11 protein-coding genes are annotated in these 17681 nt (G+C 43.5%); 3 read left to right on the forward strand and 8 right to left on the reverse strand.

The window, feature by feature from the left end; all coding sequences use genetic code 11:
- Positions 1–495: 495 nt before the first annotated feature.
- Complete coding sequence (locus tag ITG12_RS27705; protein ID WP_038874927.1) at positions 496–1773, reverse strand: PAS domain-containing methyl-accepting chemotaxis protein; 1278 nt, start codon at positions 1771–1773, stop codon at positions 496–498.
- 681 nt (positions 1774–2454) lie between these two features.
- Between ITG12_RS27705 and ITG12_RS03480 the strand changes: the two genes are divergently transcribed.
- Together ITG12_RS03480 and ITG12_RS03485 are read left to right on the forward strand one after the other, a co-directional pair.
- Complete coding sequence (locus ITG12_RS03480; RefSeq protein WP_038874925.1) at positions 2455–3567, forward strand: OmpA family protein; 1113 nt, start codon at positions 2455–2457, stop codon at positions 3565–3567.
- Between the two features lie 11 nt (positions 3568–3578).
- Complete coding sequence (locus ITG12_RS03485; protein WP_248873610.1) at positions 3579–6086, forward strand: Ig-like domain-containing protein; 2508 nt, start codon at positions 3579–3581, stop codon at positions 6084–6086.
- A gap of 95 nt (positions 6087–6181) precedes the next feature.
- Here ITG12_RS03485 and ITG12_RS03490 read toward each other — a convergent pair whose 3' ends face one another.
- From ITG12_RS03490 to ITG12_RS03525, 7 genes are all read right to left on the reverse strand, one after another.
- The gene (locus ITG12_RS03490) at positions 6182–7891 is read right to left on the reverse strand and encodes a S8 family serine peptidase (RefSeq protein WP_038875094.1); all 1710 of its coding nucleotides are present in this window, start codon (positions 7889–7891) and stop codon (positions 6182–6184) included.
- A 79-nt stretch (positions 7892–7970) separates the two neighbouring features.
- Positions 7971–10400 carry a M64 family metallopeptidase gene (locus ITG12_RS03495; RefSeq protein WP_248873612.1) on the reverse strand — a complete coding sequence of 810 codons (2430 nt, stop codon included), beginning with the start codon at positions 10398–10400 and terminating at the stop codon, positions 7971–7973.
- Between the two features lie 155 nt (positions 10401–10555).
- Positions 10556–13522 carry a M66 family metalloprotease gene (locus ITG12_RS27710; protein ID WP_283102921.1) on the reverse strand — a complete coding sequence of 989 codons (2967 nt, stop codon included), beginning with the start codon at positions 13520–13522 and terminating at the stop codon, positions 10556–10558.
- Positions 13523–14183: 661 nt separating this feature from the next.
- Positions 14184–15275 (reverse strand): choloylglycine hydrolase family protein, encoded by a 1092-nt coding sequence (locus tag ITG12_RS03510; RefSeq protein WP_038874915.1) that lies wholly within the window; start codon positions 15273–15275, stop codon positions 14184–14186.
- Positions 15276–15425: 150 nt separating this feature from the next.
- A complete protein-coding gene (locus ITG12_RS03515; protein WP_038874913.1) occupies positions 15426–15857 on the reverse strand; it encodes a hypothetical protein in 432 nt (143 codons plus the stop codon).
- 2 nt (positions 15858–15859) lie between these two features.
- On the reverse strand, positions 15860–16309 hold the full coding sequence (locus ITG12_RS03520) for a hypothetical protein (RefSeq protein ID WP_042600709.1): 450 nt from the start codon (positions 16307–16309) through the stop codon (positions 15860–15862).
- On the reverse strand, positions 16302–16901 hold the full coding sequence (locus tag ITG12_RS03525) for a winged helix-turn-helix domain-containing protein (RefSeq protein WP_038874911.1): 600 nt from the start codon (positions 16899–16901) through the stop codon (positions 16302–16304). The genes ITG12_RS03520 and ITG12_RS03525 overlap by 8 nt, the downstream gene beginning before the upstream one ends.
- Before the next feature lie 242 nt (positions 16902–17143).
- Here ITG12_RS03525 and ITG12_RS03530 point away from each other — a divergent pair, with 242 nt between their 5' ends.
- Positions 17144–17665, forward strand: coding sequence for a hypothetical protein (locus ITG12_RS03530; RefSeq protein ID WP_038874909.1), 522 nt, complete (start codon positions 17144–17146; stop codon positions 17663–17665).
- Positions 17666–17681: the final 16 nt, after the last annotated feature.

The raw sequence follows: 17681 nt of genomic DNA on the forward strand, positions 1-17681 counted from the left end.
GACCAACATCTTAACTAGCGTTAGCGAGAATTCTTGCAAATACTTCCTGTGGTCTGGATAGCATACGACAGAACTTTTCTAACGGAATGCCTACGAGAATCGCAAAATTATTGTGTGAAAAATCATTAATACGTTGAAAATAAAGGTTTCTGTCTGATTTTTCCTACGATAAACAGAATGATTAAATTCTATAAAAATTGATAAGTTATCGGTAATAAATACGCTTCTGTAAGTAAAAATGAGGCGCCTAACCTCTGAAAAACCCTCTTAAACCAGAGCAAGTGTTAACTGTTAATCTGCATCGATTGCTCTAATTACCAACAATCTCTTCGTCCTTCACACCGATGTGCATGAGTCATTCGACCACATGTTTTCGCAACAGGGACAAGTACCTCAACGTCGCCATTGTGATCGTCCCCCTTGTTTAGTGAACAGCCATCGACCAAATATGCAGGTCTAATTTGAAGATTTTGACTATTACTTTCATTACAAAAGTTACGTCAGATTAGACATGCTTTTTGCCACATTTTCTGCTCCCCTCTGTATTTCATCAATGACTGAAGAGACCAGTAACAGTTGCTCATCAGTCTCAATAGAAGATTGACGAATAGACTGCATCGATGCTGAGATCTGACTGGTAAGTGCAAGATTGTCCGAAACCACTTTACTTATTTCATTTGTCGAGCTCGATGTTTTCGACGCAAGAACACGAACTTCATCTGCAACTACGGCAAAACCGCGACCATGCTCCCCAGCCCTCGCGGCCTCGATTGCTGCATTTAAAGCAAGCAAATTGGTTTGGTCTGCGATACTGCCGATGACTTGGACTATATTCTCTATACTTACGGAAAGCTCATTAAGCGTATCAATCAAAGCAACAGAACTTGCCACTTGTTCCACAACCGCAGATGATTGCTTTTGAACTTGATGGATTGAATTTTTACCATCCGTTGCAACTTGTTCTGTCTCAACAGATGTACTACAAGCAATCGACAATGCGTCTTTTGACTCTTGTTCTCTCATCACTTCTGAGGTGATATTCGTAGCAAACTTAACAACCTTATACATCTCATTTTTCTCATTAAAAATTGGGTTGTAAGATGCTTGAATCCAAACCTTCTCTCCGATAGATGACTTTCTCAAAAACCGGCCGCTAAAGGATCTTCCATTTTGTAAGTCTTTCCAAAAGTCTGGGTTTTCTTTGTAAAACTCATCAAAGCAAAACATTTGATGATGTTTCAAAATCACCTGCTCTCTCGAATAGCCCAAAGTATCTAGAAATGCCTTATTGGCATCTAGCACCTCCCCAGAAGGACTAAAGGCGATCACTGCAAAGGTTTTGTCTAATGCTGTTAAGAGATCTTGGTTATTCATACTAGTTGTATGCGCTTTGGTAATATCCGAAGCGATTTTGGCAACTCTATCAACCCGACCTTGAGAAATAATAGGAAAGTATGTGGCCTCAATGAATACCTCATTTCCTCCTCTATCTCTTCGAGAGAACACACCGCTTTTTTCTTTTCCAGCTCTTAAGTCATCCCAAAAATTTGAGTAAATTTGTGATGAAACTAATTCTCGAGAACAAAACATTGAGTGATGCTTACCGAGCACCTCTGTTCTTTCATATCCCATGCAAGATCGGAAAGAGTCACTGACCTCTAAAACATGGCCTTGAAGATCAAATTCAATGACGGCAGTCGATGAATACAACGACCTGACAAAGTCCATATTCACATCGACAATATTTATTTCTTCTTTCTTTTTAAAAAACATAGGAGATCGCTCGCTCAATGTAGTTGTAATGGTGAGTTAAAGAAGCTGTCATCACCGCCGGAAGGGATCATTCACCCTATAACGGAATATAATCACATCCCTGTTCGATAACTCTTGCCACTTTATTGAACTTAATCTCTGTGCAGAATCAGACTGAGCGCAGAAAAGTGTCAGTTAATTCTTACCTTGTTGGTTATTTGATTCATTTCCCAAATTTATTGTTTAGCGTTAAAAACCATTTCCCAGATCTTTCAATAAATATCTAACTTAAAATATCATGCTAATTTTATATGCAACAAATATAGAAGAAAATTAAAGCATACTAAATGAATGTGCTCAAATGGCACTACCGAGTTAATTGAACATTGCTAACAGACTAAAGCTTAATAAAATTTGTAATGTAGCCTGGCTTGGGCTGGTTCAATTTACCCCCTACAAATTCAAACAAATTTTCCACAATTAAGTGTAGGTTTTTTCCTAAATATCACCAGATGTTCTTTTTTTGTGTTTTTTGCGATCCAGAGTCTATTCATTAAGTTGATTATAATTCACCATCATAAAAGTAAGGGTTTATTTTTGCTGCTTTTAAGTTTTGAGATACATAGATAAGTTAACTCGACCTTATTAAGCAAACGATAACCCTTTCCACAAATAGTCGCAGTTAATATAAATGAGATGAATATGAACTTAATTTTTCGCAGCTTAGTGGTCGCTACGGGGGTAATTTACATACCAATGCTTCACGCTGAGCCATCAACCGCTTCCCCCAGCTCTTCTGTACAAGATTCTACCGATACAACACTCTTGGCAGCTTCGAACCAAAATTTAAACCAGTTGCCGCCTTTTCAAAACGGACATTTTTATTTAGGTGGACGTCTTGGCTGGGCTGCTTATGATGGCGCATGTGGCACTTCTGCTTTAGATTGCACCGATGATACTTTGGGCTATGGCTTATACGGGGGCTATCAATTCAATTCTTGGTTTGCTCTTGAAGGTGGAGCAACATCTTATGGTTCACCAGATGCTCGTTATTCCATAGGCAATGTCTCTGCAGACGTTTATGGCGGAGAAATTGCAGTCAAGCTAGATTATCCTCTAACCGAACGTATAAATGTGTTTACCCGATTAGGGGGTGCATACCAATATATCGAGAAAGAAATCTCTACAATTCAGGGAGATTCAAGTAGTCACGACTGGAACGTACTCTCTTCATTAGGGGTTAGCTATCGACTTTCCCAAAACTGGTCGGTACGAGGCGAATATCAATTCATTGATGGAATTGGAGATAGCAACGTGGGACAAGCAGACTCCCACTTCACGTCTATTGGATTAACGTATCACTTCAATCAGCAGGCACCCATCATTGAGCCTACATCAATTGAACCAGCGATTCGTTATGTAACTATTGAGAAACCGCTCTCTCTCAGTGCACAAACGTTATTTGCGTTTGACTCTACTACTGTTGTCACGAATCAGTCGCTAGATTTACTCGTAGAACAACTCACGTCCTATCCTGAAGATAAAGTACAAATCCTAGGTTATACCGATAATTACGGCTCTGAAGCTTACAACCAACGCTTATCAGAGCAACGTGCTAAAGCAGTTGCTGCCTATCTAACAGAAAAAGGCATTGATGCATCTCGCTTAACCGTCGTCGGTAAAGGTGAAGCAAATCCCGTTGCTTCAAATGATACGCAACAAGGGCGAGTTCAAAACCGTCGTGTTGAAATACGATTCGACACAACAATTAATCAAACTCTAGAAGCTACTGACAAGCCAAATAAGACGAACTAAGAGGTAACAAAATGAAGAAGTTATGGCTATTTGGCCTTTCATTGTGCAGCATCCTTTTAGCAGGATGTAACAATGGAGATGAAGGGCTGGTCGATGTACCAGACGGGGGAATTCATCAAGCAGTTTCCATCGTTGTCACTCCTAAAAATGCTCAGATCCCTGTTGGGCTACCACTTCAATTCGAGGCAATTGCTACGTTAGATGATGGTACAACTGTCGATGTAACGTCCAACCCTTCACTAAGTTGGTCCTCTTCCAATAACGACATTGCAACTATCGACAATCAAGGTTTATTAACCAGTGTTTCAACTGGGCAAGTAACTATTACTGCAAAAGGCATCAACAAAGATGGCTCTATCGTTGAGGATACCTCAAATGTAACTGTCACAAATGCTGCGGTCACCGAGCTTCTCGTGACACCAAAAACTGCTTCTGTTGCGAAGGGATTAAGCCAAGCATTTAAAGCCGAAGCCATTATGTCTGACGGGCAAGTCATTGATGTTACCAAAGACCCCGAATTAACTTGGAGTAGCAGCGATACAGCAGTTGCCTCAATTAATGATGATGGTACCAACAAAGGACAAGCTTTGGGTTTAACTGCGGGTACGTCTGAGATTAAAGCGCAAGGTATGGTAGGTGACAAAGAGTTTTCCGACACAGCAGTATTGACAGTGAATGAAGCCACAATTCAAAGCTTCAATGTCTCCCCTGACGCAACTTCCATAACTGTAGGTTTAGATACAGTATTAAAAGCAGAAGTCACTCTGACAGATGGCTCAGTAAAGGACGTAACGCAAGAAGCAGATTGGACAACAACAGATTCTACAGTGCTCGACGTTAATAATACAGAGGGCAACAAGGGTTCTATCCACGCTAAAAAAACGAACACGTCGCCAGTAGATGTCATAGCCTCAATTACCGTCGCTGGGAGAGAGTATACCGACAGCACGGCTATCACAGTCACTACTGCGACAGTAACTGCCCTTTCAGTAACACCAGAAACAGCCACCCTACCGGAAGGCTTAACACAAGAGTTCATTGCCCAAGCCGAATTATCTGACGGAACATCTCTCGATGTAACAAAGAACACAGCTGTTAGTTGGACAACCAGTGATAGTTCTATTGCGACGGTTGATAAAGGGATAGTGACTTCGGTAGCAGAAGGTAATGTAACAGTAACAGCCGTTGGTGTGGTTGGAGCACAGAGATTCTCAGACAGTGCCACATTGACTGTCACACCGACGGTCGTAACGAACATTATTATTTCACCGCAATCAGCAAACACTCCTGTTGGGTTAACCAAGCAATTTACCGCAACTGCAGTCTTCTCTGACGACAGTGAATTGGATGTTACAAACAATGCCGCAATTAGCTGGACTACAGGTGAAGCAACTATCGCAACAGTAAGCAATGATGCGGATGGCAAAGGAATAGTAAAAGGTGAATCCGTAGGCAAAACAACGATAACTGCCACCGGAGTATTAGGTAGTCAATCCCTACAAGCAACGGCAGATTTAGAAGTTACTAAGGCTGTCATTACTGATTTCCAAGTGACACCTGCAATCAGCGCTTCGGCACTTGGATTGCCTACTTCTTTTATCGCAACCGCAACGCTTTCCGATTCGACATCACTCGATGTAACGAATAACCCAGAAGTAAGTTGGAGCTCTAGCAACACCGGGGTAGCAACAGTAACAAACGGAGAACTTGACGGAAATGGTGTTGCTACCGGCGTTGCTGTCGGTGTAACCAGCATCACAGCCTCAGCAAGCGTTAACGGAGAGAACTGGCAATCATCAGGAGAACTCACCATTAACAATGCGACTATTGTTGGTATTTCTATAGACACGACAGATAACGAAGTCGCTGTTGGAAAAACATTAGCAATGAAGGCGATTGGAGAACTATCTGATGGCAACACTACTGATTTAACTGCAGATGACCGTTCAACTTGGGTAATAGAAGATACCTCATTAGCTTCTGTCTCTAACGCTGCTGAGGATAAAGGCACAGTTACTGGGATTAAGCTAGGTAGCACCAATATTACCGTATCTGGAGAATTTGATGGTTTAACGCTAGATGCAACAACAGCATTGAATGTAGTTGGCCCATATCGTCGTCCATTATTAGCAGATGAAACCACATACGAGGAAGATACAAAAGAAGAGATCGTCTATGTCGATAGTACAGGTACAACTCAAATGCCAGGACCTGGCCCTGATATTTATGGTTATGCTGCGGTAGGAGTTGAAGTAGCCATTGCTGAGTGTCAACTGAGAGGTGAGGATTTGGTATCAAATCCAACATCGCTAGCGGCCTACTTGAATGAAGGCAATGATGAAACATCAACTTGGCCACTCAACTTCCGTTATTTCTGGACGACAAAAATGAGTACCGGTGAGCCCGACTCTTGGTTTAAATACCGCGATTCTGTGTTCTTTAACGATGATACAGCGAAATTCGAGATTTCAGGACAAGACCCTGACTCGCATGCATTTGTTATCTGTGAACACAAATAGTGCTTAACACTTAAGCTATAAAAAGGATGGCTGTAAACGACCATCCTTTTTTAATTGGCTCAACCGCTATTTAATTCATTATTGAAAAATCGCGTTCATCCACATCGATTATTCGAACCTCCAACTTTTCGCCACACACCCCATATGCCTCCAGCACCCGGTTCGTTACCGACTGTCCACCACTGGTTTTCCCATTCACTCCCTTTCCACGAGACACGCTCACAAGGAGAAGCGTAAGTTTTGCTCGACTCCCATTGAACACCGTTGGGGGTGATAGGTTTTGCTTTTTGCACCACTCTCACTTCAGTGGAATCAGAAGTTACGCCATCATTGACCGTTAATAAGAAGCGGTAAGTAATGTCGGCCGCATGTTCATCAAAGCCTACATTCGTCTTCGAGGCGGAAGGTGATGCAATAATAGCAAGAGGGCTTGAAGGAGCGAGTTGCTGCCATTGATACATCAATTGGTCGCCATCCGGATCGCTGGAAGCATCCCCAGTTAGACTTATCGTCCCAGCACCTGTCAGTTCGTATTGGTTGCTGGTTGCGACAGCGACCGGAGGTTGGTTTACGTCTGTACTGTCTTCACTCTTGATGTACAACAAACGATTTGGAGAACCGTCGCCCACGTTGTACAGAGCATTTGCCGTGCTATTTTCTATCAGCAAGCGTTTTAGCTCACTCGGCGATGCTTTAGGATTCACTTCTAGCAATCGTGCAACTTGACCAGCTACATGTGGTGCTGCCATTGAGGTACCGGACATTGATTGATAACCACCATGGTTGCGGGCGGAAATAATGTTTGCTCCTGGAGCAAACAACGTGACACACTCCCCCCAGTTAGAGCTATACCAACGGTAATCGTCGTTGGTGGATGCCCCAACTGTTATTGAGTATTCAGAGTGAGGTGTTTTGGTACAGGCATCGGTGTTATTGTTCGCCGCCGCGTGTACAAATGGCAGGTTGTATTCAGTAATAAGCCTATCAACCGCTTGGTCGAGTGGAGCCCAACGAGTACTTCGAGAAATACTGTAGTTGATGACAGCTGGCTGACCTTGTTGCTTAGCATGTTCAATGACCCAATCAAAAGAGTTAAGGATCTGGCTTCCCCAACCTTTGTTCTCACAATTCAAGACTCTCACAGAATAAATATCCGCTCCCGGTGCGATACCATATTGACGCCCAGCGGCTGTGCCCGCAACGTGAGTGCCGTGGCCATGACAATCAGAAGCATCGCTGTCGTTATCAACAAAGTCCCAACCAGATTGAGCACGCCCCCCAAAATCCGGATGAGAAAAATCGATACCTGAGTCGATAACATAGATTGATACGCCTTTTCCGGTGTATGGCCCTACTTCGTATTCTCCATCCAAAGGCAGCTCACGTTGGTCAGAACGGTCTAATCCCCAAGAAGCGACTCGTTGTGAATTCTGGCGATGTACACCGTCCGCGCTAAAGATAACGTCTGGATAAACACCTTTAACCTCCGTCATCTCTTTTAGCTTCTCGGCTTGACCTGTCGATAGTTTTACAGAGAAGCTATTGAGGTTTTGGTAGATACTATCAGCCAAGGGGGCATGAGTTCGGGACGAACGTGTGTGAACCGATTCAGGCACGTTCGCCAAACGTTGCAATACTTGATTTGCTTTTTCTTTGACAGAATTAACCTGTGTACTTCGCGTCATTTTCTTTGGTGAACTCGCATCATCTAGGAGGACAATGTAAGTTTCACGTTGAGATGCATTGGCTGGTAAATGCAGCGCAATAGGCAAGACGCAAAGAAATAATCTCTTGTAATTATTCATGTTTTCACCCTTATGAGATTCCATGAAATACGTAATTTATGGCTAGTATTTCTAATTTAGGTTTCTTGCAACATTGCATTTAAGAACACTGATTGTTCGAAGTATTAACTTTTCGCCAAACACCCCATGTTCCATCCGAGCTCGGCTCCGTGCCTTGAGTCCACCACTGGTTTTCCCATTCATTCTCTTTCCAAGAAGCGCGTTCACACGGCGTTGCGTATGTTTTACCTGCGTCCCATTTTGGACTTGATTGCATCGCTTCCGCTTTCTGCGTAATCACTGCTTCTGCAGAGTCCGAAAGCTCACCATCGCTGACGGTTAAGGTAAATCGATAAGTGACTTCACTCGTACTGCCAGCAAACCGCATTTGGGTGTTTGCTTCTTTAGGAGATTCAATAACTGCGAGGGGAGATTTAGGAGAAGTCTGCTGCCATTGATACACTAAACCGTCACCATCAGGATCATTAGACTTTTCACCTATTAACATCACGGTTCCCGATCCTGTCAATTCACCTTGCGAGCGAGAAACAATAGCGTTAGGCGCTTGGTTTTCCTCACCTTTTGACTCCACCAACATCACCTTTTCTTCCGTATTCGGTGCAAACGAGCCGCTATCCACCGGTGATGCCCATTGCCCAACGGTATTACTAAGGTACAGTCTGTAATCTTTGGCCGTACCATTTACGTTGCCATCTTGTCGCGGTAGATATTCAACTCGGGATAACGCGACGCTTTGACCTAAGTCGATGATGATTTCGTGTGGAGCTTTACCCACAGGAGATTGACTCCAACGTGAATGCCAAAACGTGTCAGGGTCACCATCAATGGCATTGCTTGCCGGACGTGGATATTGAGTTTCTTGGCTAGAAACCGAGACAATTTTAATGTTCGCCGGAGACACTGTGCTGCCAGTTTGGTCAACAAAAGTCAGTTCTGCCACAGAAGCAAAGTCTTGTCCTTTAATCTCTGAATCAATAACAAAGCGTGCGTAACGATAACGGTTTTGAGGCTCTGGTTGAGGATCATCAGCGACATTCAGTTGCCATTGACGTTCACTCATAAGACGGTTGCTTGGGTCACGTTTCACTTTTTCAGTCGTGTCTTTCACGACCACTTTTAGAACATGACTTCCAGAGTCGAGGTTTGTCGGGTTTACCGTTATTGCAGCCTGATCACCTTCTAAAAGAACATCTCCATTTAAGGACCATTGAATAGCTACTCTGTCAGTTGGAATAGGAGTCGATACACTGAAAACTCGTTCGCTTTCCAATGCGACCGTACTCGAAGAAGGAGAAACTAAAGCAACTGGGTTGATCGTCTCATACATTTTAAGGATCAAAGCTTCGCTATTCACTGAGCCAAACTCAAGGTTTGTTCCTAAAGCGCGCATCAAGGAGTTTTTGGTCGGACGATATTTTCCAGTCGCACAGTATTGCGCGCCTTCGAACAGACCAACCTGATGATCATGTGCCATCCAATGCGACCATTTAACATTGCTGGTTTGCATCGTGACATTTTTTGCAGAGGGTTCACCATTCAGATTACAGTTGCCGTAGCTGTATTCGTCCGCAAGCTTGCCGAAGGTATGACCCACTTCATGTAAGGCAAGTCCAACCGCACTGCTGTGAGTCGACATGGTTGCGACATTTCCGTAACCTACTCCACCGTATTTTTCTGTATTGGAGACAACAAGGAAAATCTCAGTCGCGGATTCCGGCAAGGCAGCCTTAGCTTCATTCAACGAAATAAAACGATCTTTGAGTAGCAACAATCGGCTTGAACTGTCAGGGAAATAGCTTTTGAACGCGCTGCCGTCGAGTGGAGAACCAATACCGATACCTGATTGCTGGCTAGCTTTTTCGATTAACCAAACGTTAAAATAGTCTCGGTAATCGCTGTAAGGTGATTTAGCAAAAAAACCATCGGTAATCAGTTTTGCATCGCTTCGGAATTTTTCTTTCTCTCCAGCGGTATACCCGTCTCCTAACAAAACTAAATCGATTTTTTCATTTGGAGACCCATTATCAATAAATTTATAGGCAGACGTGGAAACACTGCTTGTTCGAAGGGAAGCCAAACGCTTTGGCTGGACCATGAGCAGTTCAATAACTTCGCCAGCCTCATTTAAACTGTAGAAGCGAACAGAACTTCCTCTCTCTAACGTCGCTTGCTGAGCATGATCTAAACTCACCATTCCCTGCTCAAACCACTTTTCATGGGCCGCGACAAATTCGCCTGTTTGCTCTTCAAATTCTTCAAACTGCAAGTATAAAGGGCTTTTAATATGCAGTAGCCCAACACGCTGATGAGCGTCGTTAAGGACTTCGATCGCGATAAGCGCGGGTGTTTCTAGCCCCAGTTCTTCTGCGGTATATGCCACCCTTGAGGCATCTCTCATCACTTCGATCTGGAACTCTTTTCCGATGTGAACATCAGCTAAAGCGGCTTGCGGAACAGCACTGAAACACGATAGTGCTACAGCAAGTAACTTCAATTTTGGTTTAATCATATTTTTCTCCTTGTTTCCTAGCGTTTACCTGACTAACAAGTACAACGTGCCCTTGCCCAAAGGCATTGGCCTCGGCAATTGAAAAGATCATTTATTGATAATGAGAAAGACAAGTCGGGAGGCAGTTCTCCCGACAAATTAACGAAGGAAAAGCATCATGGACATGCTACGCCAGCATTCTTCCATACACTTGATGTATCCGGCTGATCACCACGCGTCCACCACTTCGCCTCATACTTAACGCCGTTGTACGTCACTTGATCACCGCCGGAGTAGGCTTTTTGAGTTGACCACGGCAACGCTACATCGCTGACGAGCTCCCAGGCATCGCTGTTATCAGGTTGATTGTTCTGGCTCCAGTATTTTGCCTTCCAAGCGAGCTGCTTGTGGCTGACAAGATCACCACCCGAGTACGATTTGCTTGCAGACCATACAGCGTAGTTCGCCGCATTTGGATCACTGATGCTGCAGGAATTGTTGTTGGCTTTAACTTTCACAATCGTGCTTGAACTGGCACTTTCCCCTGCTGGATCAGTGACGATCACACGAACCGTAAATTGGCTATCGACCGTGACTTCTGGAGCCGTCAGACGAATAGTGCCTACTGACACAGGCAGATAAGCTAGGCCCGATGTGTGCCATTGATATGAAAGCACATCACCATCTTGGTCCGATGCCGTTGCGGCAATCTCAATAACTGCACCAGATTTTGCCTCCATGCTTTGCGGGAGAGACACTTGCGGCGCATGATTTTGGTTTACTTGAGGCTGAGCACTAATCATCACCGTATCTTCAGAACTTGCTTTTCCATCGGAGACCGTGACGGAAAAAACGTACGACTCCGCTTTGTTAGACTCCGGTAAAATGACACTGGTGTTAACTTTGTCGGTCGACTGAATGGTCGCAGGTAAACCCGAGATTTGCTTCCAAAAATAGGTTAACTCATCACCATCGGCATCCGTCGACTGGTTTGCAGATAGCGTAATGGTTGTGCCTGACAGTACAGACTGATCTTCACCAGCGTGAGCAACAGGTGCGCTATTCTCCGTTGGAGTGGAGTCGGTTAAGGAATCAGACTGAACAATAGAGACTTTGAGGTCTTGCTTTGGTTTCTCAATGTCTAACGAACTCAACACCGTGTTATCGCAGACAACTTCTGCTCTTGTCGGTGCATCCGATTGCTTGAGGTTGATGTGGAACTTGTTCATCACGTTATCGTCATAACGGAATCCAACCAATTGGTAGTTGTCCGTTTGGTAGTTTCTACCGTTATACACCCTGACATAACATCCATTTGTGTTTAGGATCTCTGCCGGAGTCGGCTGATAAACAAAGCCATACGCACCATGTAACGCTGGGAAAATATAGCTGTTAAGTGTTTGCTGAGGGTCGTAATAACCAACAAGTGTTGTGACAGCGACACCGCTATCCGTAGGGACACGTGTCGGGTTATTTTCCGCTACCTGCGCTTCACTGGTTTCTTGCCAACCTTTACCGTCGCTGATGTAAAACTTGCTGTCACCACGATTCAAGTTCACCGATTGGCCATTAATATGAACGGTCACGCCATACCCAGAGTAACGTGCGACGTTCACCACTTTACCCGCGACAACATTTGCAGCACTCGGCAAGTAAATATCGCGAATCCAACGGCCGTCTCCCGTTTCTACCTTTGTGATATCAAAGTCATTGATGTAACCCAACAACACAGAACCTACCGTGTCGTCTTTGATCGTATTTAGTTGAGATTGCGAGGCGATAGATTTGGCCAACAAGAGCGCTGGTTGTTCAAACTCTTGCATCGTTTTCGTTTCATCGTTCCATTTACTAAAGCCAGTCGACGATGCCTCATCAAACGCCGCTTTCTTTTCCATAAAGGTCTGAATCTTTTCTAGTACAAACGGAGTGTGCAGAGTGTATTTGGAAATCGGTGAAGTTGGCTCACCGCCCCCCATTGCATCTCTGTTGAACTTATAGCCTTCAAAAGCTGGGATTCCTATGCCGTCGGTACAACAAACCTGATCCTGACCATTGCGCTTGTTCCACATGAAGTTAGCAATAAAACGCTGTTGGAATTGATCCCAACCCCATGCAGAGTTTATGTCTGTAGATGGCCGATGCGTTGTACCATCCGTGCCGCCCGGCCAGTGCCCAAGGCCAAAGTTATGTCCGACTTCGTGACTCCATTCATTACCTAACGATGAGTCGATAGTTACCATACCGTTGCCACCACTGCCACCGTGAGCAACCACACCATTTTGATAACGCCCTACTGCGGCAATCGCTGTAATTTGATTCGCCGTATATGGATGTGCTCTCTCTGAGATCGCTGTTGAAGAGTTGATGCCATAGTTTGCTAGGTTGATGCCGTGCGACATCAGAATCTTGGTGGTATACGCACGCATATCCCCTTTGTGCCAAGTGCCCGTGCTCGGGTCTAACTCGGTTAACAAGCGACCATCTGGCAGCATCACTTTATTGAGTTTCACTGTTTCGTACGGGTTAACGATCAACTTGCTTACCGGAATTTTTTGGAAGTAGTCTCTATGTCTTTCAGGATTATCTGCGAAGTAAAAACGCCCCCTTGGATTGGTTAACATCCCTAAATCCATCGTGTTTATCAGCAATTCGTTCGGCGCACCAATATCCAAACCGGAGAGGACGCCTGATGTGCTTCCATTCAGGAGCTCTAGAGTAAGGCCGGGCTGTATCCAAGTCGCTGGCAGTGCCACTGACCACATATCTTGCGCATACGTAATATCGAGGTTTGAACCATCGTGACTCGGAAGTTGCTCTGGTGGGTTCAGTGACAGCACACCTAATTGCTCACCTTTAACATCGCGCCCAATCACTCTCACTTGCGTCGAGTCCAGTGCATGCTCGACAGGTTTAACAAGCAACAAAGTATCACGCAATGCAGTGAGGTGCGGCCTAGGATCGCCTTTATCGTTGTGATGAGGAACCGTGATGTTTTGCGCATAAATGACCATCGCCTCAAAATCACCCTGTAAGTCATTAGTTGGCTGATTATTATTGAACGGAATAACCTGAGCGTGAGTGACGCCCGTGAATAATAATCCGCAAGCGACACTTAACCCTATACTGACCTTATTTATTTTCATACCTTTCCCTTATGTTTGTATTTCAACCACTTTGTTTATTACTTTTATTTCCCAGCAATTGTAAAAATCAACTTCATGAAATCAGATTTTTCCCGAGAAAGATCAGGTTAAAACCTTAAAATATTTCTTATTGAGCAAGCGCGAACAGAGCTTCCATTTCATGGATTTAGAAATTACTTAATTAGCTTTAGCGAATTTAATGCTCTAGCCTGAGAATTAACACCGCTTTCAAAGTCATCAAGACAACAATGATAAAACCAAGAGCTCAGGAAAAAAGACAATAAATTTCAACATGTTAAATTAGTTTAAATTATTGAAGTCATAAATTAATTAAATATTTAGCAGCATATTTCTGTAAATAAAAGTTAAATAAATAAGTTTTAAACCAACCTCTTGTTGTTGAAAAGATCAGACTTTTACTACAGCACTATTATTTTCATCCGACTGATAAATAAGAAGATTAAAAAATCTCGCATAAAGTCTGTTTAATATGGAATAAGAGTCATGAAATTCATTAGCTAATAACTCGTGCTTCATAACTTACTGAATCAATACCTCAATTTTCAAAACTCTATTTGAAATTCATGATGTTTCGGAAATAAAAAAGCGGAGAAGGAAAACCTTCTCCGCTTAGTGCGTTATTTATACGTTCGAGGGAAAACTAAGGTGTCACGTCTGTAAACGTAAACGTCCCGTTATCCAACTCGCGTTTCACTTCTTGCTTTTTGTCAAAGTCAATCTTAGTCAGGTCAACTTTCTTGATTCGACTGTCGTGCATCGTGGTGTAGTACAGCGCCTTGTTACCTTGATCGATCACCGAGGTCCATTGCGTCGCACTCGGCAAATCAGGGATATGTTCACGATATTCGGGCCCAAATTCTGTACCAATTGGAATGTCGAAGTTGTTCAGAATGTGGAATGCTTGTGACACCGCCTCTTCACCCGTTTTTGATTCTGGCGCCGTGTTGACGAAAAACGCCGCACGAACAAATCGTGATGGTGGCGTAATGTCACCAGGCATACCCAAGAAGCCAGAGCCAATACCGAACGACTTCGCCTCAACACCACCAAACTTGGTTGGCGCACTAGTGCCCGGTTGCAAATGAATGTAGTTATTTAAATTGGTCACTTGCCATGGGAACGTTGGTGAGTTCGTTAGTACACCTACTTCGTTATCGTAGATGTGTACTTGGCCATGATCCATGATTTCAATGACGATGTTGTTGCCCGCTTTGTCGGTAACACGCCAGTGCCCAGTTGGTGAAGGCTGTCCTTTCTCATCGATATAAACCGGAACAATATCGATGTTTTTCATCGCTGTTTTAACTTCATCGACGGTTTTGAACTGCGACAGCATCCAACGAACAAAGTCCATATCAGCGATGCTGTTTGCACGGTCTTTCGCATCGTACGCTTTTAACGAGCCGTAACCTTTGAAGTAAAACAAACCAGCAGTCAGTCCCTCTTCATTGATGCCTTCACCAATGAAGCGATCGTCACTGACGGAGATCCCAACAAAGCCGTACTTACTCTTCCAGCTCAAACCTTGCTGTTGGTCTGGCATAGTCGAGGTAAACGTGTAATCACGGGGAGCAACAATCAACTTACTGTTGAGATCGTTTTCGCCCCACTCAATTGTGCGGGCATGAATGTGGTCATTCGCCACAGTAGAAAGAGAGATGCCAGTACAAGCACTCGCCGGAACGATAATGCTCGCAGAAAGTGCCATAGCAAGGAGGGTTTTCTTTATCATTTTTAGATCCACCAAGGAGGAGTAACATTTCGCGATTGTAGTACTTTCTAGGTAACTTACAATCGAAAAGATATTAAAATGGTGGAATATAAAATTGCTCATGTAGACACAAAATAGCACTCTAGTGATTAGAGCACTACTCATTGCTTACTATAGAATCCCCAAGTCACCTTCAATAGTTACTGGGTACTCAGAGATACCTTTCCGCGGGTCTTCTTCGATAAGTCTGACCAAGTATTCTTTATCGGACTTTTGATTAAGCTTAAAAACGATGACAATTCGATGGCCCCTGAGAAACTCGTTAATATCAAACGCATCATCATTGGCGACTTTATCTCGGCGAAGTTGAAACAAATAGAGAGTATCGAAAAAGGAAGCATAATACCCAGTATTAACGATATGAGTATTCGAAAGGTAATTCACGTCCATCTTATACCTGCCATGAGAGCCAATAAGCTTAACGTTTCTGTCGCCGAAGTCTCCTTCCAACAGAAATACACTGGTCAAAGCATTCAACCAAGGAATGGACAATAGAGTAATAAGTAGTGCTAGGTAGATGAGCACCTTTTTCTTTCTTCCCATTTTCACCATCCTACCAAGCGTCCGTTAAAAACAACTTCATCAAAAAGATGTTCACTTTCAGATTTTTGCATCTTACCGATCCACTTACCATCGCCTCGATCTGCAAGCTTCACGTGAGTGAGCCCTCGGAAATAACGAGATAAATCTAAACTGATCACTTTCTCAGCAAACTCGGGCTCAAGACCTTCGATGTAATTCCCATCAAGTGAAAAGAAATACATTGAACTGCCTAAAGACGCATAGATACCAGTGTGAACTCGGTACACTTGGCCATCAAAAGTATGGATGGTTTTGTAGAAGCCCGATTTGGCCGTCAATAAGATCTCATGTTCTTCATCTTGAAAGTGGGCATAACCAGAAAAATAAGTACCAAGAGAAAAGAACCACGGGAGAAAAAACGCAATGCCGATTACAACGAGTAATCTTAAGCTTAGTCTTTTTACGTTAGCCACCGACTCCTCCAAAGCAATCAAAACACTCAAATGCCTCGCGATAAACAAAGTAGAAAGTGACGATGCCAACAATTATCCCAAGTGAAACCTCCCAAAAAATCGGCTTTCTGACCAGCTTTTTTATCCCTGTATATTGAATCTCAACATGTCGAGATTCCGATTTGTCAGTCTCCTCTTTTATGTCGGCTAGATTCTCTACAACAACAGGTTCCGCTGTTACCGTTGCTTCTATTTTTGGATTACTTGCATCTGAAGCGCCATTTTCATGCTCTATCCCAACATTTTTTGCATTGATGAATACATACCCTTCACCAGGAAGGTTATTTATCTCGAACCCCAATTCCAGACTGTCGAGTTTTTTGCGTAACTTCATAATCGCAACCGCAAGCGAGTTATCTCCAACAACTCGTCCGGGCCACCCCAATTCAATCAACGCCTGTTTATCGATAACCTCGCCATGAGAATCACAAAAAGCGAGAAGCAAATTATATTCACTCCGATTCATTTCAAGTGGTTGATTTTCCTTTCCCGATTCACTATCGACCAAGGTGATCGTTCTTCTAACCGTATCAATAGATAGTCGTTCGTACATCTTTAACCTCGTGCAACCCCATTAGCATTAATTGTTGTATAAAAAAATATAAATTCAAATTATTCATGGCCTTATGGAAGAGATTCAACTGAATTAAATCTCTTTTAATCATCGATAAAGCACTATTAACAGCCTTTTATTTCCAAATTTTCGCTCAATCGATTCAAATTGCCGTCGACGAAAAACGGCTCGATTTCATATTGGATACGAACCAACAACTTTTTTAAACATAGGTGAAAAACATGAAACTTAATACATTTTTCTTGATGGGTGCGACAGCAATCACTTTCGCTTCTGGGGCGGTAAATGCAGCAGATGAAGCAAGTGCCGAAGTTATCTGGAGTGGCCTAATTGGTAGCTCTGTTCCTAGCACAAACCTAAAGATTACAGGTGAAGGCGGCGGCGAGATTGCTTCCGGAACTCTCTTCATTGAGAAAGACGGTAAGTTCACATCTACAGAGGTGGTTCTTGAAGCTCGTGACTATGACTCTGCATTAGAAACCGTTGGTGACCGTCAGCCTCTCGCAACGTGGTCATACATCAGCGCTCAAGTAATGATGGATGGTTCAATGTCATACGAAGCTGACGTAGCGGTAACTGATCAACTATCAGGCACGACATTCACTCAGGGTAATTTCAATGAACTTCAAACAGGCGTTGTTGCTCTGACGGTTAAAAATGAACAACCAATCACCGATATTGCTGTACAAGGCGAAGGTCAAGTTAGTGTTCAAATGACCGCTAGCTACGAAGACGGCCTTTAATTGACAAAAGGGGGGA

This window comes from Vibrio sp. ED002, assembly GCF_023277445.1.
Taxonomy (GTDB): domain Bacteria; phylum Pseudomonadota; class Gammaproteobacteria; order Enterobacterales; family Vibrionaceae; genus Vibrio; species Vibrio jasicida.